At 42.8% G+C, this 24,784-nt stretch carries 21 protein-coding genes and 1 other RNA gene; 14 read left to right on the top strand and 8 right to left on the bottom strand.

Annotation, left to right across the window (positions count from 1 at the left end; all coding sequences use genetic code 11):
• Positions 1 to 149: 149 nt before the first annotated feature.
• Entirely contained in the window at positions 150 to 3,350 is a 3,201-nt protein-coding gene (locus OQ279_RS14225) for a cytochrome c biogenesis protein (protein ID WP_266070665.1), read from the bottom strand.
• A 126-nt stretch (positions 3,351 to 3,476) separates the two neighbouring features.
• On the opposite strand from OQ279_RS14225, the gene OQ279_RS14220 reads away from it, so the two are divergent.
• The 9 genes from OQ279_RS14220 to OQ279_RS14180 all read left to right on the top strand — a co-directional run bounded on the left by OQ279_RS14220 (position 3,477) and on the right by OQ279_RS14180 (position 12,543).
• Positions 3,477 to 4,241, top strand: coding sequence for a Rossmann-like and DUF2520 domain-containing protein (locus tag OQ279_RS14220; RefSeq protein WP_266070664.1), 765 nt, complete (start codon positions 3,477 to 3,479; stop codon positions 4,239 to 4,241).
• The gene (locus tag OQ279_RS14215; RefSeq protein WP_266070663.1) at positions 4,225 to 4,737 is read left to right on the top strand and encodes a KdsC family phosphatase; all 513 of its coding nucleotides are present in this window, start codon (positions 4,225 to 4,227) and stop codon (positions 4,735 to 4,737) included. The genes OQ279_RS14220 and OQ279_RS14215 overlap by 17 nt, the downstream gene beginning before the upstream one ends.
• Positions 4,734 to 5,060 carry a DMT family transporter gene (locus tag OQ279_RS14210; RefSeq protein ID WP_266070662.1) on the top strand — a complete coding sequence of 109 codons (327 nt, stop codon included), beginning with the start codon at positions 4,734 to 4,736 and terminating at the stop codon, positions 5,058 to 5,060. Before OQ279_RS14215 ends, OQ279_RS14210 begins: the two co-directional genes overlap by 4 nt.
• Positions 5,061 to 5,082: 22 nt before the next feature.
• The gene (locus tag OQ279_RS14205) at positions 5,083 to 5,985 is read left to right on the top strand and encodes a geranylgeranylglycerol-phosphate geranylgeranyltransferase (protein ID WP_306419791.1); all 903 of its coding nucleotides are present in this window, start codon (positions 5,083 to 5,085) and stop codon (positions 5,983 to 5,985) included.
• 2 nt (positions 5,986 to 5,987) lie between these two features.
• Entirely contained in the window at positions 5,988 to 6,575 is a 588-nt protein-coding gene (locus tag OQ279_RS14200) for a Maf-like protein (RefSeq protein WP_266070660.1), read from the top strand.
• Positions 6,576 to 6,639: 64 nt separating this feature from the next.
• The gene (locus tag OQ279_RS14195; protein ID WP_266070659.1) at positions 6,640 to 7,179 is read left to right on the top strand and encodes a mechanosensitive ion channel domain-containing protein; all 540 of its coding nucleotides are present in this window, start codon (positions 6,640 to 6,642) and stop codon (positions 7,177 to 7,179) included.
• Positions 7,180 to 7,234: 55 nt separating this feature from the next.
• Entirely contained in the window at positions 7,235 to 9,766 is a 2,532-nt protein-coding gene (locus tag OQ279_RS14190; protein ID WP_266070658.1) for a PIG-L family deacetylase, read from the top strand.
• A 108-nt stretch (positions 9,767 to 9,874) separates the two neighbouring features.
• Positions 9,875 to 11,575, top strand: a complete 1,701-nt coding sequence (locus OQ279_RS14185) for a sodium:solute symporter family protein (RefSeq protein ID WP_266070657.1) — start codon at positions 9,875 to 9,877, stop codon at positions 11,573 to 11,575.
• The gene (locus tag OQ279_RS14180; RefSeq protein WP_266070656.1) at positions 11,572 to 12,543 is read left to right on the top strand and encodes a Gfo/Idh/MocA family protein; all 972 of its coding nucleotides are present in this window, start codon (positions 11,572 to 11,574) and stop codon (positions 12,541 to 12,543) included. Before OQ279_RS14185 ends, OQ279_RS14180 begins: the two co-directional genes overlap by 4 nt.
• A 103-nt stretch (positions 12,544 to 12,646) precedes the next feature.
• Here the strand turns inward: OQ279_RS14180 and OQ279_RS14175 are convergent, their stop codons facing one another.
• The 3 genes from OQ279_RS14175 to OQ279_RS14165 form a co-directional block, all read right to left on the bottom strand.
• Positions 12,647 to 13,492: a DUF2911 domain-containing protein gene (locus OQ279_RS14175; RefSeq protein WP_266070655.1), complete on the bottom strand. Its 846-nt coding sequence runs from the start codon at positions 13,490 to 13,492 to the stop codon at positions 12,647 to 12,649.
• A gap of 93 nt (positions 13,493 to 13,585) precedes the next feature.
• Positions 13,586 to 14,347, bottom strand: a complete 762-nt coding sequence (gene kdsB, locus OQ279_RS14170; RefSeq protein ID WP_266070654.1) for a 3-deoxy-manno-octulosonate cytidylyltransferase — start codon at positions 14,345 to 14,347, stop codon at positions 13,586 to 13,588.
• A 48-nt stretch (positions 14,348 to 14,395) separates the two neighbouring features.
• Complete coding sequence (locus OQ279_RS14165; protein ID WP_266070653.1) at positions 14,396 to 15,835, bottom strand: ATP-dependent DNA helicase; 1,440 nt, start codon at positions 15,833 to 15,835, stop codon at positions 14,396 to 14,398.
• 116 nt (positions 15,836 to 15,951) lie between these two features.
• Here OQ279_RS14165 and OQ279_RS14160 point away from each other — a divergent pair, with 116 nt between their 5' ends.
• From OQ279_RS14160 to OQ279_RS14150, 3 genes are read left to right on the top strand one after another with little or no spacing between them, the layout of a single operon-like run.
• Positions 15,952 to 16,602, top strand: a complete 651-nt coding sequence (locus OQ279_RS14160) for a hypothetical protein (protein ID WP_266070652.1) — start codon at positions 15,952 to 15,954, stop codon at positions 16,600 to 16,602.
• Complete coding sequence (locus tag OQ279_RS14155) at positions 16,586 to 17,416, top strand: DUF3822 family protein (protein ID WP_266070651.1); 831 nt, start codon at positions 16,586 to 16,588, stop codon at positions 17,414 to 17,416. The genes OQ279_RS14160 and OQ279_RS14155 overlap by 17 nt, the downstream gene beginning before the upstream one ends.
• Positions 17,413 to 17,946 carry an RsmD family RNA methyltransferase gene (locus OQ279_RS14150; RefSeq protein WP_266070650.1) on the top strand — a complete coding sequence of 178 codons (534 nt, stop codon included), beginning with the start codon at positions 17,413 to 17,415 and terminating at the stop codon, positions 17,944 to 17,946. Before OQ279_RS14155 ends, OQ279_RS14150 begins: the two co-directional genes overlap by 4 nt.
• Positions 17,947 to 18,334: 388 nt before the next feature.
• Here the strand turns inward: OQ279_RS14150 and rnpB are convergent.
• An RNA gene (rnpB, locus tag OQ279_RS14145) (RNase P RNA component class A) lies at positions 18,335 to 18,677 on the bottom strand.
• A gap of 150 nt (positions 18,678 to 18,827) precedes the next feature.
• Between rnpB and OQ279_RS14140 the strand changes: the two genes are divergently transcribed.
• Together OQ279_RS14140 and OQ279_RS14135 are read left to right on the top strand one after the other, a co-directional pair.
• The gene (locus OQ279_RS14140; RefSeq protein WP_266070649.1) at positions 18,828 to 20,717 is read left to right on the top strand and encodes a DNA polymerase III subunit gamma/tau; all 1,890 of its coding nucleotides are present in this window, start codon (positions 18,828 to 18,830) and stop codon (positions 20,715 to 20,717) included.
• Positions 20,717 to 21,298, top strand: coding sequence for a MiaE family protein (locus OQ279_RS14135; protein ID WP_266070647.1), 582 nt, complete (start codon positions 20,717 to 20,719; stop codon positions 21,296 to 21,298). The genes OQ279_RS14140 and OQ279_RS14135 overlap by 1 nt, the downstream gene beginning before the upstream one ends.
• Here OQ279_RS14135 and OQ279_RS14130 read toward each other — a convergent pair.
• The 3 genes from OQ279_RS14130 to OQ279_RS14120 are packed head-to-tail and all read right to left on the bottom strand — an operon-like array spanning position 21,285 to position 24,784.
• Complete coding sequence (locus OQ279_RS14130; RefSeq protein WP_266070645.1) at positions 21,285 to 22,193, bottom strand: Ppx/GppA phosphatase family protein; 909 nt, start codon at positions 22,191 to 22,193, stop codon at positions 21,285 to 21,287. The two genes, OQ279_RS14135 and OQ279_RS14130, sit on opposite strands and share 14 nt — an antisense overlap.
• Positions 22,190 to 24,298 carry a polyphosphate kinase 1 gene (gene ppk1, locus OQ279_RS14125; protein ID WP_266070644.1) on the bottom strand — a complete coding sequence of 703 codons (2,109 nt, stop codon included), beginning with the start codon at positions 24,296 to 24,298 and terminating at the stop codon, positions 22,190 to 22,192. Before ppk1 ends, OQ279_RS14130 begins: the two co-directional genes overlap by 4 nt.
• Positions 24,299 to 24,784, bottom strand: a complete 486-nt coding sequence (locus tag OQ279_RS14120) for a SixA phosphatase family protein (RefSeq protein ID WP_266070643.1) — start codon at positions 24,782 to 24,784, stop codon at positions 24,299 to 24,301.

The raw sequence follows: 24,784 nt of genomic DNA, 5'->3' as shown, positions 1-24,784 counted from the left end.
TTTAAGGTTTAAGGTTTAAGGTTTAAGGTTTAAGGTTTAAGGTTTAAGGTTTAAGGTTTAAGGTTTAAGGTTTAAAAGAAAAAATCCTGCTGTACAGCAGGATTTTTTCTTTTAAATTTTTCTGATCACTGAATACCGATCACTGAACACTATTTTTTCTTCTTCTTAATATAATCTGCAGTCAACCTGCTTCGGTTTCCTTTTTTATAGTACTTGGTAAACCTCCAGTAAGAAACTGCTCCTAAAATGGCTACCACTACTACAGAATAGTAAACAAAAGTTGGGGTAATTACCTTATCTCCACTGGCATAAGAATGCAGCCCTGAGAGGTAGAAATTCACCCCAAAGTAGGTCATCATAATACTTGCAAAAGATACAACTGCCATAAAGTTGAATAACCAGCGGCTTCTCATTCCCGGCACCAGGCGCATGTGAATCACAAAAGCATAGACCATGATACTCACCAGTGCCCAGGTCTCTTTTGGATCCCAGCCCCAGTAACGTCCCCAGCTTTCATTGGCCCACTGCCCACCAAGGAAGTTCCCGATGGTTAGCATCACCAAACCAATGGTAAGCGCCATTTCGGTAATGATCGTTATTTCTTTGATGGTTAGGTCCATCTTCTTTTTGTTATTCTTTGTGGTAAAGATCATGAGGATCAAAGCTACCGCACCCAGGATCATTCCCAGGGTAAACGGACCATAACTACCCACAATTACCGAAACGTGGATCATCAACCAGTAAGAATCAAGTACCGGCTGCAGATTGGCAATAGAGGGATCCATCCAGTTCCAGTGTGCAATCATTAAGATCATAGAGGTCACAAAAGCCGTAGATGCAATGGTAAGGTCACTTTTTCTTCCAAAGAGCAACCCAAAAAGCATGGTAGCCCAGGCCACATAGATCATCGACTCGTAGGCATCACTCCATGGCGCATGTCCCGAAATATACCAGCGCGCAATAAGTCCCAGTGTATGGAGCACAAAAAAGATAATAATAGCCGCAATACTTAGTCTAATCAAGATTCGTATCATTTTGCTGTCCCTAAAGATCTGGGCAATTACAAAAATCAACATCAGGACACCCGCTATCATATACATTGCAAAGAGGTTCCTGAAAACATCGTACTTGTTGTACAAAATTTCTGTTTCCAGTTTCTCTTCGGAAGGCATTACTTCTCCTCCAAACTTTTTCTGAAAGCCTTTGATACTGTTCAGCAATTCGTTGGCTTGTGAATAATCGCCGGTCTTTTTCGCAGTTTGCAATGCGCTGAAATACATTGGAAGGATTTGCCGTGTATAAACTGAATCCATTCCTTTAAATCCTGCTTCGGCAGCTTCGGGAAACGATACCCATTTATCGTTTTCATGCCCCGGGATTGGGAAAATCCTTAGAATTTCTCCCTGCAGGGCATTGTAGAGCAAGTTTACCCTTCTGTCGGTTTCGATAAAGTCTTTTTCAAATTGATCGGGCACCGCGGCCATGTAGGCACGCTCCAGGTAAGGCGAAAGTTTATAGTTTCCTTCCCTGTCAAAAAAGCTGGTTAACGCGATAAATTTCTGGTCTTCGGGAACACCTACAATATGCCTGATGCTGTCATTTTCCTTTTTAACGTTTATCACCGGCACATTATACCACATGGTAGGATTTTCGGTAAGGGAGATCATCACCTGGTCAGCCGTTAATCCTTCATAATCATCACTTTTACTTAATTTCCTAAGTAATTCCGAAGAATAGGTGTTTACAGGCTTCATCCTTCCGCCGGCATCCTGTACTACAAGTCGGCCGAACTCTGCTGCATGCTCTTCAGAAACCACATTGGCCTTAATGATCGAGTCTATCCTTGCTTTGGGAATAGTGAGCGGATTTTCATGCGCATGTTCTTCTTCCTGCGCAAAACCTGCTGTTGTAGAGAACAGCACCAGTAAAATACCGGTAATACTGGCTTTTTTCTTCTTCACTTTTTCCAGCATTTGCTTAAGTTCCCCAAAACGGGATCCTTTTGCAAACAGGATCCACATCAATCCAATATATAATAGCGTGTACCCGATATAGGTAATCCAGGTGCCCCAAAAATCGTGGTTTACAGAGAGTACCGTCCCTTTTTCATCGGGATCAAAAGAGGCCTGGAAGAACCTGTAGCCTTCGTAATCGAGCACGTGGTTCATAAAAATCTCGTAATCAAAAGTTGTCTCCTCATCAATAACCGTCACCTTACTTTTAAAAGAGGAATAGCTTTTCTCTGTACCGGGATATCTTTCAGCAATAAAATCGTTGAGTTTAATAGAGAATGGCAACTCGTATTCTTTAGAGCCGTACCTCACGTAAAATTCGAGGCCGCCAAGATTGAGTTTTATAGGATCGGTAACCATACCTTTCCCGCCCAGAAGTTTTACAGTTTGTGATTCGCCTGCAGTGCTCACCCTTACTACAGCAGCATCCTGCTGGCCTTCAGTCTTTTCTTCGGTAGGAATAACATCGTATTTTCCACGTACCACAGGATCGGGCAAAACAAATTGCATACCCGCCATATTGTAGAGAGAACGCAATAGCAAGGTTTGAACAGAATCGGCTTCTACCTGCCCCTGCATTTGATCGGCCATTCGCATATAAGTACCTTCAAAAGGAGAAGAAATACTGTATTCCCCATTTTCAACAGTGATGTTTATGGCACCATCTGTGGGTTTATTCAAGGCGAACAGCACATTGTGAATACTGCTCACTTCCCCTTCTTTGATGTAGTGGTCATGCCTTTCGCCACCACCTGCTTCTACGATCTTGAGATAGTTTTCTCCTTCAGGATCTTCTACCAGGCCTTCTTCGGCACCATGAATGTAATCAAGAATCTCCAGTTTTACCGGCTGTCCGTTATAATCTGTATTAAAAGTGAATTCATTTGAAGCTCCGGGAGCCAAAAGCACCTCATTTTCCACTACTCTTCGGCGTGGTTCTCCATCTATTTCGCCATCAATAAAGGTGGTCAAAAATGTCTTTTCTGAGAGGAAAGTATTTTCGGTCGCACCTTCTCTAATCGGCATCATGCCTTCATAACTTATATACCGGGTCACAAAAGCGCCTACCAGAATAAAGATAAAGGAAAGGTGAAGCAGTAGAGATGACCATTTTTCTTTTTTGTGAAGCCGGTACCTGAAAATATTTCCTGTAAAATTGACCACGAACAAGGCCATGATCACTTCAAACCACAGGGCATTATAGATCCAGACTTTAGCGGTTTCTGTACTGTACCAGTTTTCAATAAAGGTTCCCATTCCCAGCGCTACGGCAAATACGATAAAAAGGAAAGCCATAAGGCGGGTGGAGAAGATGATGGAAGCTATTTTTTTCTGCATCGAGGGCTTGCTTTAATAAATGCCGCAAAAGTAAGCAATTTATAGGGATTAAAAGTTGCTTAAATTCCATATTTATGCGGCTACAGGAGCAGCCACGGGAGTAAAAGAAATTTGTATTTTAGCCATATGATTGAGATTGTACTTTTAGGATCGGGCAATGTTGCCACACACCTTTTCAAAGCTTTTTCGGCTTCGGAAGGAATTCGTGTAAAACAGGTCTATAATCATTCTGAAAAAACTTTGGATTTCTTCCGAAGTAAATGTGATGTAACTACTGAAATTTCTGAGCTGGCACCGGCAGATATATATATAATGGCACTGAAGGATGACGTGGTTCCTGAAATTTCAGAAAAACTGAAGGACCTGAATGCGCTTATAGCCCATACCTCGGGTTCGGTAGCCCTAGATGCCCTTAGAGCCTGCTCCCGTAGAGGCGTGTATTATCCGCTCCAGACTTTCTCTAAAGACAATGATGTCAACTATTCCGAAATTCCTTTTTGCCTTGAAGCTAATACTGCCCAGGACCTGGAAATCCTGAAAACGCTTGCATCGAAGGTTTCAGGGAATTGCTACGAGATCTCTTCGGAACAAAGAAAAAAATTACACCTTTCGGCAGTGTTTGTCTGCAACTTTGTCAACCATCTCTACGCAGTGGGCGAGCAAATTTGTAAACAGAACGATATTCCGTTCGACATTTTAAAACCCCTCATTGCCGAAACAGCCGGGAAAGTACAACATGCTTCTCCTGCCGGGGTACAGACCGGCCCTGCCATCAGGAATGATCAATCGACTATAAAAGCCCACCTGGACCTATTGGAATCGGGCGAAAACAAAAAGATATACGAATTATTAACTTCAGCAATTAAAACCTTCCATGGAAAAAAGCTATAAAGAATTCCTTGCCCAAATCACCACTTTTATTTTTGATGTAGACGGCGTGCTTACTGATGGTTCCATTCAAATAAGCACCAACGGCGAATTACTTCGCACCATGAACATCAAAGATGGCTACGCGATGAAATATGCACGAGAAAAAGACTATACGATCTGCATTATTTCTGGCGGCAACAATGAGGGGGTCCGTTCCCGACTAAAAGGCCTTGGAATTACCGACATCTATCTTGGATGCCCGGATAAGGTGGAGCAAATGGAAGAATTCTTTGACATCTACGACATCAAACCCGGGGAAGTGCTTTATATGGGTGACGATCTCCCCGATCTATATGCCATGCAAAAAGTTGGCCTGCCTTGCTGCCCGCAAGATGCCGCGCCCGAGATCAAGGAAGCCTCGCGCTATATCTCTCACAAGAAAGGCGGAAAAGGCTGTGTGCGAGACGTTATTGAACAGGTCTTAAAAGTGCAGGGGAAATGGAATGATCACCAATGAATTGGTTGCTCCTCGTTATCGCTGGCTTGTTTGAAGTAGGCTTTGCAACCTGTCTTGGTAAAGCCAGAGAAGCCACAGGCAGCACCGCCTTCTGGTGGATGGCAGGCTTTTTTCTATGCCTTACAATAAGCATGTCTCTGCTGTACAAAGCCACCCAAACCCTGCCCATTGGGACTGCCTATGCAGTGTGGACAGGAATAGGTGCGTTTGGCACCGTCTTAATTGGAATTTTTGTATTCAAAGAACCTGTGCATTTTTGGCGGCTGTTTTTCCTTTTCACCCTTATTGCCTCTATCATCGGGCTTAAATTTGTTTCCGCTTAACACCATGCAAATTTTGCCATTTTTGAAGCTTGTGAGGCCTTTCAATCTTTTGATGATCATCTTCACGCAGGTACTGGTGAAGTATTTTCTATTCGAACCCTTTGGCATAGACACTACCTTAAGTAATTTTAGCTTCAGTCTGCTCGTGTTTTCAATGATATGCCTTGCTGCCGCCGGTAATATCATCAACGATCTTCACGACACAGCCACCGATAAGGTGAATAAGCCTCAAAAAATGCTTATTGGAATCAAAATTTCTGAAAAAGTTGCGTGGAACTGGTTTATTGCCTTAAACATTCTTGGAGTGGGAATAGGTTTTTACCTGAGCAACCTGGTAGGCAAACCTTCTTTTGTGGCACTTTTTATCATTCCTTCAGCCTTTCTCTATTTTTATGCTACCCAAATTAAAGGCACAGTACTTGTTGGCAACCTGGTAGTAAGTATAATGGTTGCCATGATCATTGTAATGGTGGGGATTTTTGATCTTGTTCCTGCTATTACTCCCGAAAATCTCACCACTCAAAAAGTGATGTTTTCAATCCTTGTCGATTACGCAATCTTTGCTTTTCTGGTAAATTTTCTTCGTGAAATTGTAAAAGACCAGGAAGATATTACAGGCGATTATAATGCGGGTTATAAAACCCTGCCGGTACTGCTGGGCAGGAGCAGGACCAACTTCATCATCTTCGCCATTGCCCTGCTTCCCCTCATTGGTATACTTTATTATTTATATACGTACCTTTATGAAAACCGGGCCGCGATGCTCTATGTATTGATCGCTGTTGTTGCACCCCTGCTCTACTTTATGGTAAAAATTGTGGGTGCAGGGAACAAAAAGGAATTCCATCACCTTAGCCTGGTTCTAAAAATAGTTTTGGCTGCAGGGATCTTCTCTATCGGCCTTTATAAATTTGTTTTGATATAATTATGTTACAGGAAAAATTAAAAGATCACCATATCATTTTAGCTTCGGCTTCTCCCCGTAGACAACAGTTCTTCAGGGAACTTGACCTTAATTTTGAGATAAGGCTGAAGCCGGTAAAAGAAGAATATCCATCAGAATTAAAGGATCTAGAGATCACCAATTTTCTAGCCGAACTTAAAGCTGCAGCCTTTGAAGGCGAATTGAATACCAACGACATTCTTATTACCAGCGACACCATTGTATGGCATGAAGGTAAGGCCCTTGAAAAGCCCGCTGACCCGGCGCAGGCATTGGAGATGATTAAAGCTCTGGGCGGGAAAACCCACGAGGTGATTACTTCGGTATGCTTTAAAACTCCCGAAAAAAAGCAAACTGTACATGCCATCACCAGGGTTACATTCAGCGAGCTCGCTGACGATGAAATCAAATATTACATTGAAAAATTCAGGCCCTTCGACAAAGCCGGAGCCTACGGAATTCAGGAATGGATTGGACTTATTGGGGTTGAGTATATTGAAGGAAGTTACTTTAATGTAGTGGGGCTCCCAACTCATTTAGTCTACCGCACCCTGCTTGAAATGGCCGAATAATTTTTAGCCACACTTCAGGTTTCCTAATCCTAAAAGGTATCTTTACAAAAATTCATTTTCAGGAATGTTAGATGTTTTCTTTCTAAACAAAAATCAGATAATTACCACTGCAGCCATTCTTTTGGCGCTCTGGATCCTGCAGTTTATCATGAAAAAAGCCGCCCACCGCGTGGGGCACCGCAGTGAAATTCACATTACCCGTACCAGGCTAATGTTCAAGTATATTAACATACTGGTCACCATCATTGCCATTTTTTTGCTCTCTCTTACCTGGGGTTATAATGCACAGGAGATTGCGCTCATTTTCTCATCTCTCTTCGCCATAATTGGGGTTGCTATGTTTGCAATCTGGTCTATTTTGAGCAATATTACAGCGGGGATTATCCTGTTTTTTTCCTTCCCATACAAAATTGGAAGCCGCATAAAAATCCACGATAAAGACATGCCGGTAGAAGCCGTAATTGAAGATATCAAGGCTTTTCATCTACATTTGCGTACGCTAGATGGAGAATTGATCACTTATCCCAATAACCTCATCCTGCAAAAAGCGGTTTCTTTAATTGAAAAAGAATATCATGCCGATGAAGGGAAAGATGCCCTCTAACATGGTTTAGTGAGGAATCTTATTATATTTGAAGGCTTATCAAAAAGAATATCCTATGCGGAAGCTTTTTTGCCTTGTTTTTCTTTTCATCAGTGGGCTTGCTCAGGCCCAGCAACCTGAAAAATTAAATTCCTCAGAAATTTATTCTGAAATTGAAAAACTCAACTTCCTGGGATCGGTGTTGTATGTTGCAGCCCATCCCGATGATGAGAACACCCGCCTTATCTCCTACTTTAGCAACGAACTCAATGCCCGTACCGCTTATCTCTCCCTTACCCGTGGTGATGGCGGCCAAAACCTCATTGGTCCGCAATTGAGGGAACTTCTGGGCGTAATACGTACCCAGGAGTTGCTCGCAGCACGAAAAATTGATGGCGGAGAGCAATTCTTCAGCCGTGCGAATGACTTTGGGTACAGCAAAACCCCTGAAGAAACCCTGAACATCTGGAATGAGGAAGAAGTCCTTAAAGATGTAGTTCGCACCATAAGATTGTTTAAACCCGATGTGATCATCAACCGTTTTGATGCAAATTCGGCAGGTGAAACCCATGGCCATCACACCTCTTCCGCAATTTTGAGCAGCCGTGCCTTTGATCTTGCGGGAAAACCTTCAGCTTACCCTCAATTGGCAGATGAGCTGGGAACATGGCAGCCAAAAAAGCTCTTTTTTAACACCTCTCCCTGGTTCTACGAATCGCAGGAAGCATTTGACGCAGCAGATAAATCCCGCTTTATCAGTTTTGACACCGGGGTGTACTTCCCGCTAAAGGGCCTTTCCAATACCGAAATTGCTTCTTTAAGCCGCAGCCAGCACCAGTCGCAGGGATTTGGCAGCACCGGTACCCGCGGCACTGCTTCAGAATATATTGAACTTCTCAAGGGGAAACATCCGGAGAATAATCCAGATATCTTTCACGGCATCAACACCAGCTGGAGCCGTGTAAAAGGAGGAAAAGAGATAGGAAAGATCCTGAACCTGGTACAGGAGAACTTCGATTTTAAAGATCCGGCGGCCAGCGTACCTCAACTGGTAAAAGCATATCAACTCATTCAAAACCTTGAAGACCCGCAATGGAAAGAGCTAAAATCTGAACAGATAAAAGACGTTATTGCTGCTGCTATGGGTCTGTACCTGGAAGCTGTGGCAGGTTCACCCCTGGCTACACCGGGCGAAAAGGTGAACCTGGAGCTTGAAGCCATAAACCGCAGCGATATCAATACCGAACTGCTTTCTGTTAAATTATTTCCTGAAGAAAAAACTATTCCCGTCAATCTTTCCCTGGCCAATAATCGCGCCTCGGTTCAGGAGATTGATTTTGTTATTCCTGAAAATATCAACTTCACCAGCCCTTACTGGCTCAATGAAGAAGGCAGCCTGGGAATGTACAGGGTAACCCAAAATGAACTCATTGGCCTTCCTGAAACTCCCCGGGAGCTGAAGGTTCAGTTTACGGTTGATGTTGCAGGTGTAAAAATCCCGTTTGAGAGGAACATCACCTATAAATTCAACGATCCCGTTACCGGGGAATCTTACAGGCCTTTTGAAGTGGTGCCAAAAGTTTCGGTCACCACAGGCACCAATGTGATGGTCTTTGCCAATGGGGTGCCGGGCAGCATTACAGTGACCGTAAAAGCCATGGCCAATGGCATTTCAGGAGAGTTAAATCCGGAGGAAATGCCGGGCTGGAAAATCTCTCCCGAAAAGCACATTTTTGACACCCTGCAAAAAGGGGAAGAAATAACCTTCAGCTTTGAAGTACAACCACCTGCAGTTCAGGATAAAGTCGTTTTCAAACCTGTAGCTACGGTAAACGGGAATACTTATTCCAGGTCTGTTGTTCAGCTTGATTATCCGCATATCCCGCTACAAACCCTGGTGCTTCCGAATAAAACCAGCCTGGTAAAACTGGATATCCAAAAAAGGGGAAATCTGGTAGGTTATATTCAGGGGGCGGGAGACGTGGTACCACAGGCGCTGGAACAAATGGGCTACAAAGTGGAGCTTATAGACCCAAAGTATATTTCAGAAAATAACCTCGCAAAATTTGACGCTGTGGTAGTGGGAATCCGCGCCTATAATACTATTGATGAGTTGCGTTACAGGCAACCTGCGCTTTTTGAATACGTGAAGCAGGGCGGCAATCTCATCCTGCAGTACAACACGAGCCGCGGACTCGTCACTGAAACACTTGCGCCTTACGAACTCGAACTTTCGCGCGACAGGGTGACAAATGAAGCGGCAGAAGTGACATTTTTGGCACCCAACCATCCTGTTCTCAATTTTCCAAATAAGATAACTTCCAAAGATTTTGAGGGCTGGGTGCAGGAACGCGGACTCTATTTTCCAGACAAATGGGGTAAAGAATTTACGCCAATCCTTGCGATGAACGACAAAGATGAAGCGCCTACCAAAGGCAGTCTTTTAGTAACACCATACGGGAAGGGCAATTTTATCTATACCGGCCTTAGCTTTTTCAGGGAATTTCCGGCAGGGGTCCCGGGGGCATTCCGGCTTTTTGCCAATATGCTCTCTCTTCCACAACATGAGCCATCGGTTTCCGGTTTGCAACAAGACAATCAGAAGTAATGGAAGCTCCTCAAAAATACAAGTGGAAAAAAGCATACAGCCTTGTGCTCCTCGCCAATGCCGCCTATATTCTCCTGTTTTACATTTTAATGACAATTTTCACCTGATATGCAAACTATAGACTGGATCATTTTAGCCGGTACTCTTGCGTTCATCGTGATCTATGGAGTTTATAAAACCCGCGGCAGTAAAGATGTCCAGGATTATATTCGGGGAGGCAACGAAGCCAGGTGGTGGACGGTGGGACTGTCGGTCATGGCAACCCAGGCCAGTGCAATCACTTTTCTCTCCACGCCCGGGCAGGCTTTTCACGACGGGATGGGCTTTGTGCAGTTCTATTTTGGGCTTCCCATTGCCATGATCATCATTTGTATGGTCTTCATTCCTATTTATTACCGGCTCGAAGTTTATACCGCCTATGAATATTTGGAATCCAGGTTTGACCGCAAGACCCGTACCCTCACGGCTTTGCTCTTCCTTATCCAACGAGGGCTGGCTGCCGGGATCACTATTTTTGCCCCCGCAATCATACTTTCGGCGGTGCTGGGCTGGAACCTCACAACCCTCAATATCATCATTGGGATACTCGTGACTATTTATACGGTTTCGGGCGGCACAAAAGCTGTAAATGTTACCCAAAAACAGCAAATGGCGGTGATCTTCTTCGGAATGGTCGCAGCTTTGATCCTGATCATTCAATACCTGCCGGAAGAAATTAGTTTCACCGAAGCCCTTGAAATTGCCGGTGCCAGCGGAAAACTTGACGTTATAGATTTTTCATTCGATTTTGACAACAGGTACACCTTTTGGAGCGGCATCATAGGCGGGACTTTTCTTGCCCTCTCCTACTTTGGAACCGATCAAAGTCAGGTGCAGCGCTATCTTTCAGGAAAATCTGTACGGCAGAGTCAGTTGGGCCTCATCTTCAACGGCTTGTTAAAAGTGCCCATGCAGTTCTTTATTTTGCTGGTTGGGGTGATGGTTTTTGTTTTCTATCAGTTCAATTATTCGCCGCTAAATTTTAATCCGGCGGCCACAAATGCTGTAAATACTTCGGAATTTTCTTCGGAATACAATAAGCTTCAGGAGGAGCTGAAACAAATTCAGGATCAAAAACAACAGAAATCTTTGAGTTATGCCAATGCCGGAAAATTTTCAGAAGGAGACAGGGAAAGCTTTAAAAATGATCTGGTACAACTGAATGCAGCCGAATTGCAGGTGCGGCAGGAAGCCACACATCTTATTGAAGAAGCCGACCCTTTGATAGAAACCAACGATAAAGATTACGTTTTCATCCACTTTATCCTGAACAACCTGCCGCGCGGTTTGATTGGCCTGCTGCTCGCGGTGATCCTTTCCGCAGCAATGTCTTCTACAGCTTCCGAATTGAATGCCCTGGCCTCTACCACCATGATCGACCTTTACAAGCGAAATGTGGAAGAAAAAACCCAGCGGCATTACGTGCGTATGTCAAAATTCTTCACACTTTGCTGGGGTCTTATTGCCATCTCTGTGGCCAGTATCGCCGATCTTTTTGACAACCTCATTCAGCTGGTAAATATCATTGGATCTATCTTCTACGGAAATGTACTCGGAATATTTCTGCTGGCATTCTTTATAAAGTATGTAAAAGGAACTGCAGTTTTCATTGCTGCTTTAATCACGCAGGCAATCATTATCAGGCTTTATTTTCAGGAAGTCATGCCTTATTTATGGCTCAACCTGTCGGGATGTTTCCTCGTTATTTCTTTGGCTGTGATCCTGCAAATTATCCTTCCAAAAATGTCAAAAAAACTGACTGACTTATGACACCTAAAATAAACTGGGGTATTATTGGCCCCGGAAAAATAGCTAAAAAATTCACTGCCAGCCTCAGGGAAGTTGAAGATGCAAATCTTTATGCGGTAGCGAGCCGGAACCTGCAACGGGCAGAAGAATTTGCCAAAGAGAACGGCGCAACAAAAGCTTACGGTTCTTATGAAGAAATGTTGCGCGATGAGGAAGTAGACGTGGTCTATGTGGCCACTCCCCACGTTTTTCACCACGCACAAACACTGCTTTGCCTGCGACACAAAAAGGCTGTTCTATGCGAGAAACCTTTTGCCATAAACCGGCAACAGGTGGAAGAAATGATCACGACTGCCAAAGAAAACAATGTGTTTTTAATGGAAGCCATGTGGACGCCATTTCTACCTCACATAAAATATCTTTGCGAGATCCTTGATTCGGGGAAGTACGGCAAGGTGAAATATCTTAGTGCCGACTTCGGGTTTTATTTTCCTTTTGATGAGAACAGCAGGCTTTTCCGGAAGAGTCTTGGCGGGGGCAGCTTACTCGATATTGGGATCTACCCTGTTTTTCTTGCCCTGCACACCCTTGGTTTGCCCGAAAAAGTGGAAGCCACTGCCCAAATGGGGAAAACAGAAGTAGATGAAGTCTGTGACGTGATTTTCTCTTACCCCAACGGGGCCAAAGCTGAACTTCACAGCAATGTCACTAAAGATACGCCAACAACTGCTTATTTTGAGCTTGAGAATGCTAGCATAAAGATCGAATCAAAGTGGCATAATCCTTCAACAGTTGTGATCACAACGGCTGAAGGAACAGAATCAAAGACCTTTGATGTTGCTTCATTTGGATATGAATACGAAGCACGGCATGTGCAGGAAATGCTGAGACAAGGCAAAACGGAAAGCGATGTGATGAGCTTTGACAAAAGCCGGGAACTCATTTCAATGCTCGATGAGATCAGGAAAAAGATTAGGCTGGAATACTAAAAAAAGAGGCTGTAAAAAGGCATTTTTGCCACCTGATTCACTCAGGTTTTTATAGCTTTTCTTACTTTTTACAGCCTCTTTAAAAAGTAAGGAAAGAGTTATTTTACATTGCTCCCCACTCTTTAAGAGAGTCCTGGTTGAGCTTTACATAATCTTTATTCCCGGCTTTTTCGGCAGCGGCCAAAGATTTTTTGGCAGTTGCAATAGCCTCTTTCTTTTTACCCAGATCGGCTTCAATTAAAGCTTTTCTTCTCACTACCCAATAGGCATCTTCACCACCAATTTCTACCGCTTTTTTGATCCATTCGTAAGCCTTATTAAGGTCTTTCTTTTCATCGTGAAAATAGGTGGCTGCTGCAAAGTAATCTCCTGCAGAAGGGCCGTTCATTACCCGTTCAATACTTGCCATGGCACGCTCATCAGTAGGCACCTCAAAAGGCAGGGTAGCAATAGTATTTTCCCAGATAAAGTTCAGTACGGCAGAGTCATTTTGAAGCTCATCAATAAGAATAGTGAACGTTTGCATGGTCATTGGCATTTCCTGGACAGGAGCGGTGGCCCGCAGAGCAACTTTACTGTCCTGCCAGTCTTGTGGCAAGCCCCAGTTGTTACTATCTTCGTAAAAGAGCACTTCCCATTCGTTTTCCTTCGGAATAGAATAAATGGCATAAGTCCCTGCTTTGAGTTCTTTTCCGTCAATCACCACTTTGGTATCAAAGGAAATTTTAGTGTTGTTATTGGCGCCTGTACGCCATTTCTCGCCATAAGGCACTAGGTCGCCAAAGATGGTCCTGCCACGCATTCCCGGGCGGGAATATTCAACCGTTACATTGGTGAGGCCAACCTCTTGCTCGATCTTAGCCGAAGGACTGGGCTGCGGCACCTGGATTTGGGCATTCACAAAGCTGCTGATTAGCCCTACAAAAAGAAAAAGAGTGATTTTTTTCATAAATATTTTAAGTGAGTTTATCCAAATATATAGAATTTCCGGAATGAACTACTCAAATATTTTTTGTGACATAAGGTGTCAAAAATGGCATTTTTAGTGCTCATTTTTTTTGGAGAGGATCTTTCTCGCTTCTTCAAGATCTTCGGGAGTATCTATGCCTACACCTTTCACTTCAGTTTCTACCATTTTTATGTTCTTCCCGTACTCGAGGTACCTGATGCACTCAATTTTCTCAGTAGCTTCGAGCTTCAGCATTGGCAGGCGGTAAAAATCCATCAAAGCCTGTTTCCTAAAGGCGTAGATCCCTATGTGTTTGTACCAGGTAACGCCGGTATTCTCATCACGAGGATAAGGAATGGGAGAACGGGAAAAATACAGTGCAAAATCGTTCTTATTGGTAATTACCTTGACATTATTGGGGTTTAAAATGTCTTTTTTGTCGGCCAGAGGAGCCTTTAGAGAAGCCAGGTCTATGAGATCGGCATCTTTTCCGCGGAAAACATCGAGCAACAGCCTAAGGCTTTCGGTATCTATCATGGGTTCATCTCCCTGCACGTTCACCACCACATCTACCGGCATATCTTCTACGGCTTCGGCAATACGGTCACTGCCACATTCGTGTTCTTTTTTGCTCATAATGGCGTTGCCGCCGTTGGAGCTTATTTCATCAAAGATCACGTCACTATCGGTCACCACATATACCTCCTCAAAAAGGCCGGTTTTCATGGCCGCTTCATAGGTTCGTAAAATGACAGTTTTCCCGTGCAGATCCTGCATCAGTTTCCCCGGAAAACGTGTAGCGGCATACCGCGCCGGGATCATGGCTATTATACGAAGAGGTTGTTGCGTAGACATAATTTTGTGTTTTCTGTTATACTTCCGAAGTAAATTTTATTAAAGACTTTAATTAGCCGCGGCAAAAAAATCATCTTTAAATCCTATGAGATAGACCTTCTCCTGCGCCCTGGTAACCGCAGTATACAACCACCGCAGGTAATCTTTATCTACCCCGTTGGGAAGATAGGGCTGCTCCACAAAAACGGTGTTCCATTGCCCACCCTGTGATTTATGACAGGTCATGGCGTAAGAAAATTTGATTTGCAGGGCGTTGAAGTACTTGTTGTTCTTCACTTTTAAAAACTTCTTGTACTTGGTACGTTCTTCCTCATAATCTTTCATCACCTCCTGGTAGAGTTGATTTGACTCCTCATAGGTCAGCGACGGATGGTTACTTTCAAGCGTATCCAGCAGCACTACCGTTTCAATGGGCTGCATGTTGGGGTAATCTACCATCTGCGCCTTGATCTCGGCAAACCTGAAGCCATACAATTCTTTTATCGCAAAGATCTCCAGCACCTTAATAATATCACCATTGGCAATAAAACCGGCTTCACTACTGGGCTTCACCCAAAAATAGTTATTCTTGACCACCATCAAATAATCTCCGGAAGAGATCTCTTCTTCCTGAAACAAAATGCGGTTTCTTATTTGCTGGTTGTAGAGGTTTGCACGCTTGTTAGATCGCACAATAATTGTGGTGTCCTCGTGCCCCAGGTTGCGATAAGAATCTTCAATAGCTTCCATGATCTCATACCCGTCTATAAGCCTCACCACATCTTTTTTATTGCTCAATTCAAACCTGAAGCTTTCATAAAAATCTTCCCGTAGGGCCTCCCTAATCAAGGTTGCATTGTGCAGAATATCGCTTTCTTCACTTTGCCTAACCACCTCATCAAGTTCTATATGCGTTACTTCTTTTAAATATGTATTCTGAAGTTTTTGCTCCTCAAGTGCGGGGCTCACCTCAAGCTTTACCGGTGGTAGCTGGGCAGTATCCCCTATAAAGATCAATTTGCAGTTGTGGCCCGAATAGACATACTGAAGCAGGTCGTCTAACAGCGAACCATTCTCGAACATCTGGGCGTCGTTATTGACATCGGGGATCATTGAAGCTTCATCGACAATAAAGATGCTGTTGCGGTGTTTATTGGGCTGCAGCACGAAACTTACCCCGGCGCCCGATTTTTTCTTCGGAAAATAGATCTTCTTGTGAATAGTAAAAGCCTCGCGGCCCGAATAATTGGCAATTACTTTGGCTGCCCGGCCTGTTGGCGCCAGCAGGATGCCACTTTTTTTGACCTGCCACAGGTTTTTTACTAAAGAACTTATAATTGTAGTCTTCCCTGTACCGGCAAAACCTTTAAGAAGAAATAAAGATTCTTTACTGCCTTCCATTACAAAAGTCGCCAGCTGCTGCAGCGCAATATCCTGTTTTACTTTAGCTTCAAATTTGAGATCTTTTAATAACAGTTTATAGAATGTGGCAGCGTTTAGTTTTTCCATGATCATTTTCCGTCGAAGCCCAAAGATAACAAGGTTTTTTTCTGAAGAATCTTTTGTGAATAAAAAAAAATTGTAGATTTGCGTGGATACTAAAATAAATCTTAAACTGCACCCGCATGAAACTTGTCATTCAGTTAGTTCTTTGGATTGTGATCATCTTCCTGGGATACCTGGTTTTTAATTCTGTTTACGAGCCTATACAATTTAATAAAGTTAAGGAGGCAAGATATGCCAAAGTAATAGAAAAGCTTAAAGATATTAGAGATGCCGAACTCGCACACCGTACGGTGACGGGAGAATTTGAAGGCAATTGGGAAAATTTAGTTCGGTTTATTGATACCGCACAATTTACCCTTACCCAAAGAAGGGATACCACCGTAATGGATGAAGAATACAGAAAGACATACGGGGTTGACCGAAGAGTTGAAATTGTAGTAGTTGACACTCTTGGATACAAATCTGTAAAAGACTCTCTTTTCAAAGGATCTGATCGTTACAAGACAATGATGAACGTTCCTATTAAAGGAGTAGATGCCAGGTTTGAACTTGAAGCAGGCACTCTTGATAAGAGTGGTACTCAAATCCCTGTCTTTGAAGCAAAAGTTTCTAAGAAAGTGATACTTCACGATCAAGACAAAGATCTTGTAAACCAGGAACAGCAGGTTGTATCTGTAGACAACGTAAACGGCCCTGCCATTAGCGTTGGTTCTATGGAAGAAGTAAAAACCAGCGGTAACTGGCCTTTAAAATATGGTGACGCAGAGTAGGCAAATAAACTACGAAAATATAAAGTTGTCCATTCAGGTTAGCCTGAATGGACTTTCTTTTTGTGCCCTGTCTAAAGAAGAAAAAAGAATTGTTTTTTTCAGGGACATCCTCTTTTCCCGAAAACTCAATCCGGCACAGGTGCTGCAGCAAATAGAAAAACAGTACGAACAGGAGCCTTTTTTGAGTAGTGGAAACCCCGAGGTTATTGTGCTTTTTTCGAATGAATTGTACAGTCTTGTACCTACCGAATTCTTTGAAGAGGAAAATGCTTCGGAATATCTCAAGTACAACACAAAGATCCTGGAGACCGATTATGTAGCAAAGGACGATATTGTTTCCGCAGAAATTGTGAACGTATATATCCCTTACACTAATATCAATAACTTCTTTTTTGACAGGTATGGGGAATTTGAATACCGCCACAGCGTAAGTGTGCTGGCAGAAGAATTTCAAATTCAAAACCGCTTCCAAAAAGAAGGCACAAGGGTTTACCTCAACTGTTTTCCCGGGGGCTATGACCTGCTTGTATACCAACAGGGAAAATTAATACTGGCAAACAGCTTTAACTGCAACAGCCGCGAAGATTTTATTTATTACCTGCTCTTTTGCGCAGAACAGCTTGATCTTGATCCCTCCAGTTTTGAATTGATCCTCTTAGGAAGGATAAGAGAGAAATCAGATTATTACGAAATTGCATACACTTATGTGAAGGAAATAAAGTTTCTTCAAAGTTCTTTTGGTTACATTTTTAACGGCAAAGAAGAACCGCCAAAAGGTTATATGCATTACACTCTTTTTAAAGCACTCGAATGAGAATAGTTTCAGGAATACATAAAGGGAAAAAGATCATCGCTCCAAAAAAACTTCCGGTAAGACCTACTACAGATTTTGCCAAGGAAGCGCTTTTCAATATCCTGAACAACCAATACCATTTTTCGGCTTTAAAAGTGATCGACCTTTTTAGTGGCACCGGGAACATTACTTACGAGTTTGGCTCGCGCGGTGCAGTAGAGATCATTGCAGTTGATGCCCATTTTGAATGTGTAAAGTTCATCAACAAGAAATCTGAAGAGCTCGATTTACCCGTTAGAACTGTAAAAAGTGATGTCTTCAAATTTTTAAAAGCTACCACCGAAACTGCGAACATCATTTTTGCCGATCCGCCTTACGATTTTGAGGCTGACGTTCTACAACAAATTGCAGAAACAACATTTTCAAGAGGGCTTCTGGAAGAAGGCGGCTCCCTCATCATTGAGCATAGTAAAAGAATAGATCTTTCCCATATAGAACATTTTCAAAATGTAAGAAAATACGGTAATTCGGTTTTTAGTTTTTTTTCTTAAATTAGAAGATGTGTTTACCTCTTAAAATAGTTGAGTTGGAATTCACCGTACTCCAATTCTATCCGAACTATGTTTTTTCCCAACCCAGGGAAGGACAGGTTTTGGAAGGCAAGAAAATGACCGATCTTGTTGAAGCTTGTTCAAGTTTCTACAACGGAAAATACTATGTTTATCTTGCCAACCGGATTAATGACTACAATGTTAACCCCACAGTTAACCTCAATCTGCACAAAGAGAAGAATCTTGCAGGAGTTGGGATAATTTGCAAAAAGGAATCAGCTTTTAAATCTGCCACCTTTGAAAAACAATTTTCCAAGATCCCTTATGAAATTTTTCGTGATCTCGAATCTGCTTTAAAATGGGTAAATAATCTTATTGCTGAAAAAAATAAAAAAGCAGACCTGTAAGCCGGATTCTGTACTCCAACCCCGATAGCTATCGGGATGAAGCCCTTATCATTTATCTGAAGCTTTTGTTACCAAAAGCCTTTAGCTGCCTACCCTCCGGCAACGAACGGGCAATTCTTAACAGCCGGTATACATGGCATTGCACCGCATAGAGTTTACCTGATTTCACTACAGCATTATCTGTACATCCTTTCTGTTGCACTGGTCCTCCCTTCCAAAGAAGGTGATGGGCGTTACCCACTATGCTGCCCTGTGGTGTCCGGACTTTCCTCCACCCCATTTCAGTATTATTGAAGTTGGGGCAGCGATAAGGCGGTCTGCTTGCTGCAAATATACACTTATAATGCCATTTTTGAGAGGTATGAAATCCCGGGGTTCACTTAAGCAAGTAAACAGGTAATTGTGGATAAAAACCCGGTGATAATTCCCGGCTTCGGTTTTGTATTTTTATATTTGTGCATCTAAAACATTTCAATGGAACACTTTGTAGTCTCGGCCAGAAAATACCGTCCTCAAACCTTTAAAGATGTTGTGGGCCAGCAGGCTATTACCAACACGCTACTCAACGCCATTGAACATAATCACCTGGCACAGGCACTTCTTTTTACCGGTCCGCGTGGGGTGGGGAAAACCACCTGCGCCCGTATTCTTGCCAAAAAGATCAACCAGGACGGGAACCAGGATCCCAATGAAGATTTTGCTTTCAATATCTTTGAACTCGATGCCGCTTCAAACAACTCGGTAGACGATATCCGGAATTTGATTGACCAGGTGCGGATTCCGCCCCAGGTTGGCAAGTACAAGGTGTATATTATTGATGAGGTGCACATGCTGTCTCAGGCCGCTTTCAACGCCTTCCTGAAGACGCTTGAAGAGCCGCCAAGGCACGCCATTTTTATTTTGGCAACTACCGAAAAGCATAAGATCATCCCTACTATTCTTTCCCGTTGTCAAATATTTGATTTTAAAAGGATAACGGTAAAAGATGCCAAAGAATACCTGGGTTACATTGCAGAACAGGAAGGCGTAGAAGCCGATGATGACGCGCTGCACATCATTGCCCAAAAAGCGGATGGTGCCATGAGAGATGCGCTTTCTATTTATGACAGGGTAGTGAGCTTTAGTGGTAAAAACCTCACCAGGCAGGCAGTTACCGAAAACCTGAATGTACTTGATTACGACACCTATATTTCTGCTACAGATTTAATTCTCAAAAATGACATTCCGCAGCTACTTTTATTATTCAATGAAATCTTGAGCCACGGCTTTGACGGGCATCATTTTATTGCGGGGCTGGCGTCACATTTTAGAGACCTTTTGGTGTGTAAAGATCCCAAGACTATAAATCTTCTTGAAGTAGGAGACAATACAAAAGCTTTATACTACAAACAATCTCAGGAAGCTTCTTCCTCTTTTCTTCTGAAGGGCATAGAACTGGCCAACCAGTGTGATTTACAGTACAAGAGCAGCCGAAACCAACGGCTGCTGGTGGAACTTTGCCTCATGCAACTAGCCTCAGTCACTTTTAGCGACGAAAAAAAAAAGGATAGCAGCTACATAATTCCGCCAAACCATTTTACCGGAGCTCCCATTCCCGCTCCGGCACTTAAGCTTTCTTCCAAGGAGAAAGAAGTAATTGTCAATAACGAATACGCTAAAGGAGATTCGGCTGCACCCACTGAAGCCCAGCTGCCAAAACCGGCACCGGCCGGGGCTGCTGCCGATTGTGCTCCCGTAACTCCCGAACTTAAAAAGGAAGACACTCCTGCACCTGAAGCTTCAGCCGAAGAAAAACCTGATCATAGCAATGCTGCTGCAACCTACGTTTCTCCCGATGTTTCTTCCGCAGAAACAGCCGTAAAAGATTCCGAAGAAAAAACAGCTACAGCTGAACAACCTGCTGCAAAAAAGGTGTCGGGGCTTTCTTTAAAGAGTATTCAGAAGAAAAAAGAACTGGAAGCTCAAAAGCGGGAGGCTAAAACTGAAGAGGAGGTTGTCAAAAATGGCAAATTCACAGAAGAACAAATGCAGGCGGCCTGGCAGGAATTTAGCGAAGAGCAGAACGATAAAGGGGAAAAGATCCTGGCTTCGATCATGCAAACAGACACCCCTGCTTTGATGGGCAAGAATATTTGTGTTGAACTTCCCAACGAGACCATGAAACTTGAGCTGGAGAAAGTGCAGTATCATTTAATGGGCTTTTTGAAGGAAAAGCTTCAGAATACCCACATTCAACTGAAGGTTACCGTAAATGAAAAAGCTGAAAAGAAATTTGCTTTTACGCCCATTGAAAAATTCGAGAAACTAAGGGAGAAAAACCCGCTTATCGAAAAATTACGTTCCACATTTGATTTAGATATATAATGTTAGGTCTAAAATTACCCACAGACCCACGATGGGTCAATATTGTTGAAAAGAATATTGAGGAGATCCTTACAGATCATGCTTACTGTGAGCAAAAAGCAGCCTCAACGGCCATCTCCCTTATTGTTACCCACCCGGAATATTCAGAACTTGTCACGGCTATGACTGCTTTGGCGAGAGAGGAAATGGGCCATTTTAAAATGGTTCACGATCGTATCCTGGAACGGGGGCTAACCTTGGGCAGAGACAGAAAAGATGAATACGTGTTAAAGCTGCTAACCTTCTTCCCTAAGGGCGGAAGCCGACTTACAAACCTTACGCACCGTCTACTTTACGCCGCATTAATTGAAGCGCGCAGCTGTGAACGCTTTAGATTACTTTCAGAAAATCTTGAAGACAAAGAACTGGCGGAGTTCTACCGCAGCTTAATGGTAAGTGAAGCCAATCATTACACGATGTTTCTCAATTTTGCCCGGAAATATGGAGACCGCAAAGAAGTGGACCAAAAATGGCAAAATCTGCTTGAATTTGAGGCCGAAATCATGAAAGAGCTTGGCAAAAAGGAAACTATGCACGGTTAGCCTCTTCCAGCGCCTCCTGGTACAGAGATTTAATAATCCCATCTGAAAGTCCTATTTTAGGCACATAGATCCTTCGGGCGCGTGTCCATTTCATAGCCGAGAGATATATTTTTGCAGCCGGCACTATCACATCTGCCCTATCCTGATTCAGGTTAAGCTCGGTGATGCGTTCTTCGTAGGTAAAAGATTGCAAAAGTTGATAATAAGAGCTCAGATATAAAAAACTAAGAGGTTTCCCATTGGCTTTACCGCTACTTTTAAAGATATTGTTGATGTTTCCACCTGAGCCTATAAGATCGATCTTTGTGTAGTTACGGGTAATCTTCTTGATCCACTCTTCTACCTCATCCCATACTTCCTGCGAAACCATGTTTTCAAGTAATCTTACTGTTCCCAGTTTGAATGAACGGGAAGCAACGGTCTTTCCTTTTGAATAAAGCGTAAATTCGGTACTCCCACCTCCTACATCAACATACAGGTAGGTTTTATCTGTCTGGATGAGCGCATGAAGATCGGTCGCGGCAATGATCGCAGCTTCATCGCTACCATCTATAATATTGATCTCTACTCCGGTTTTTTCCAGAATAAGCTGCGCCACTTCTTCCCCATTCTCAGATTCCCGCATGGCCGAGGTGGCACAGGCCTTGAACTTCTCTATTTTATGCGACTGCATTAACAATTTGAAAGCCTGCATGGTATCAACCATACGTTTGATATTCTCTTCGGAAATATTTTTAGTAAGAAACACATCAGCTCCCAGCCTTATTGGCACCCGCACAAGGGAGGTTTTCTTGAAGATGGGTTCTCTGTGCTCCTGCTCGGTGATTGTCATTATTAACAATCTCACTGCGTTAGATCCAATATCTATGGCTGCAAACTTTCTTTGGTTGATCAAACTTTCTCTTTTTCGGTTTCCAGTTTTTTTAAATAATAATCATATAATGCAAATTGCGACCTTAGGGCCGGCTTGTTATTGCGCCGGTAAGCATTATCCTGCTTAATAGAAATCACCCTGGCCTTGACATTATCGCTCCAGCAAATTTCAAAAGTTTCTATTAACTCTTTTTGAATAGTCTTATCATAAATAGGGCAGCTTATTTCAACCCTGTAATCCATATTCCGCGTCATCCAGTCTGCCGATGATATATACACTTTCGGATTTCCTTCGTTTTCAAAAATATAGATCCTTGGGTGCTCCAGGTATTTATCTACAATGCTAATCACCTTAATATTCTCACTCATCCCTTCTACGCCGGGCACGAGACAACAGATCCCACGTACAATAAGTTTCATTTTCACCCCTGCCCTGCTGGCTTCATATAACTTATCAATAAGAGAATAATCAGATAAACTATTTAATTTTAACCTGATTCCCGATGGTTTTCCTTCTTTGGCGTTGTCAATTTCTGTCTGAATTAACTTAACAAGACCACTACGGGTATAATGTGGCGAGACCAGTAAATGTTTGTACCGGCTCACCTTGTAATTTACCTCAAAAAAGTCGAACACCTTATTGACTTCTTTGAGTATGCTTTGATTACTTGTAAAAAGTGTGAGATCGGAATATACCCGCGCAGTAGATTCATTCAGGTTTCCGGTGCTTATAAAGCCGTAGCGCATCATTTTCTCATTTTCAAGTCTCTCTATAACACATCCTTTAGAATGCACTTTAAGACCTTTAACCCCAAAAATGAGGTTGATACCTTCCTGCTGTAGTTGCTCGGCATATTTAATGTTGGCCACTTCATCAAATCTCGCTCTAAGTTCGATTTGTACAGTTACTTTTTTCCCATTTTTGACCGCATTGACCAATGAACTTGCTATGTGAGAGATCTTAGCCAGGCGATAAATGGTGATCTTGATTGATTTTACTGCCGGATCAAGTGCTGCTTCCCTCAGGAACTTTACGGTATAGGAAAAAGACTGGTAAGGAGTGTGCAACAAGAAATCCTTTTTTGCGATCTCTTTAAACAAGCTACCCTGTAAGATCAACCCCGGAATTGGCAGGGGTTCATACGGTTTATACTGCAGCTCTTCTCCCCCCAGGCTGGGAAAATTCATGTAATCACGCCTGTTGTGGTAACGCCCGCCGGGTATAATACTGTCGGTCGCATCAATACCCATCTTACTCATAAGATACTGAAGGGTGTCCTGATCAATATTCATGTCGTACACAAATCTCACCGGCTCCCCTTCAATACGGTCTTTTACACTTTCCGAAATTTTTTCAATAAAGGATTTACTAAGATCACTGTCAATATCAAGTTCTGCATCGCGGGTAATTTTGATCATATGAGCAGTGACACTCTCATATTCGAAAATGTTGAAAATGGAATGCAAATGATAGCGGATAAGATCATCGAGCAGAATAATGTACTGCCTGTCTCCATCTTTTGGGAGCACAACAAAGCGTTCTATACTCCGGGGTATTTCTATAAGTACATATTTCTTCTCTTTCGCCTGATTTGGAAGCACGTCCGAATTTGCCCTTTTTGGAACGGGATCTTTCATGGTCATCTTTACGGCAAGGTATGCCGCGCTATCCTTTAACCGTGGTAATTCATCAAGATCGTTCAGGATGATGGTTACCAGGGCAGGACTCACCTTTTGAAGGAAGAAATTTTTAAGAAAAGCCTGTTGAGGTTTAGCAACCTGCTTCTCGTTTATAATAAAGATATTGTGATCTTTCAGCTTATTCTGAATGGCATCCAGGATCTTTAAACTCTGGCTTTGCTGCTCAATTACAATTTCGGTGATCTCTTCAAGAAGCTGGTTGGCTTTTATTCCTCCCAAAACATTCTTTCCGCCTTTTCCGGCGAGATCAATCCGTTTAATTGTAGCATACCGTACCTTAAAGAACTCATCGAGGTTATTTGAAAAGATTCCAAGAAATCTCAGCCTCTCAATCAATGGCACTGTTTTGTCTGCAGCTTCCTGCAACACCCTTGCATTAAACTGCAACCAACTCAACTCCCTGTTGATGTACTGATTTTCTTCCATTTATCTTAAATTCTTTGGGAACAGGTATAAAATTGTTTGCCCGTCTTTTATCTCCTGCCATTTTTCAGCTTCAAATGTTATCACGCATAATCCTGTAGTGGGCACATTAGAGAAATGCTGATCTCCTAATTGATTTGCAACCCCCGTAATCGCCGGGTTATGACCAAACACCATAAGAGAATCCACATCATCTTCACATGAAGTAATAATGTTTAGAAGTGTTTTGGCATCAAAAGTATAAAGCTCCTTCTTAACTTTAAAATCTTTGTCTTCAACCTCCAGTCTTTTCTGAAAGATCCTGGCGGTATCTAGCGCACGCGTTGCATAACTGCTCCATATCTTCAATGGTTTTTCCCGGAAACCTGAAAAGGCATTCAAAACCAGGCCGGCATCTTTGAAGGCCCGCTTTTTTAAAGTGCGTTCAGCATCGGGTAAATCTTCTTTCCATGAAGATTTACCATGTCTAACAAGAATCAGTTTTTTCAT

The sequence above is a fragment of the Salinimicrobium profundisediminis genome (assembly GCF_026241755.1).
In the GTDB taxonomy this organism is placed as follows: Bacteria; Bacteroidota; Bacteroidia; order Flavobacteriales; family Flavobacteriaceae; genus Salinimicrobium; species Salinimicrobium profundisediminis.
This window is presented reverse-complemented; position numbering and strand designations above follow the sequence as displayed.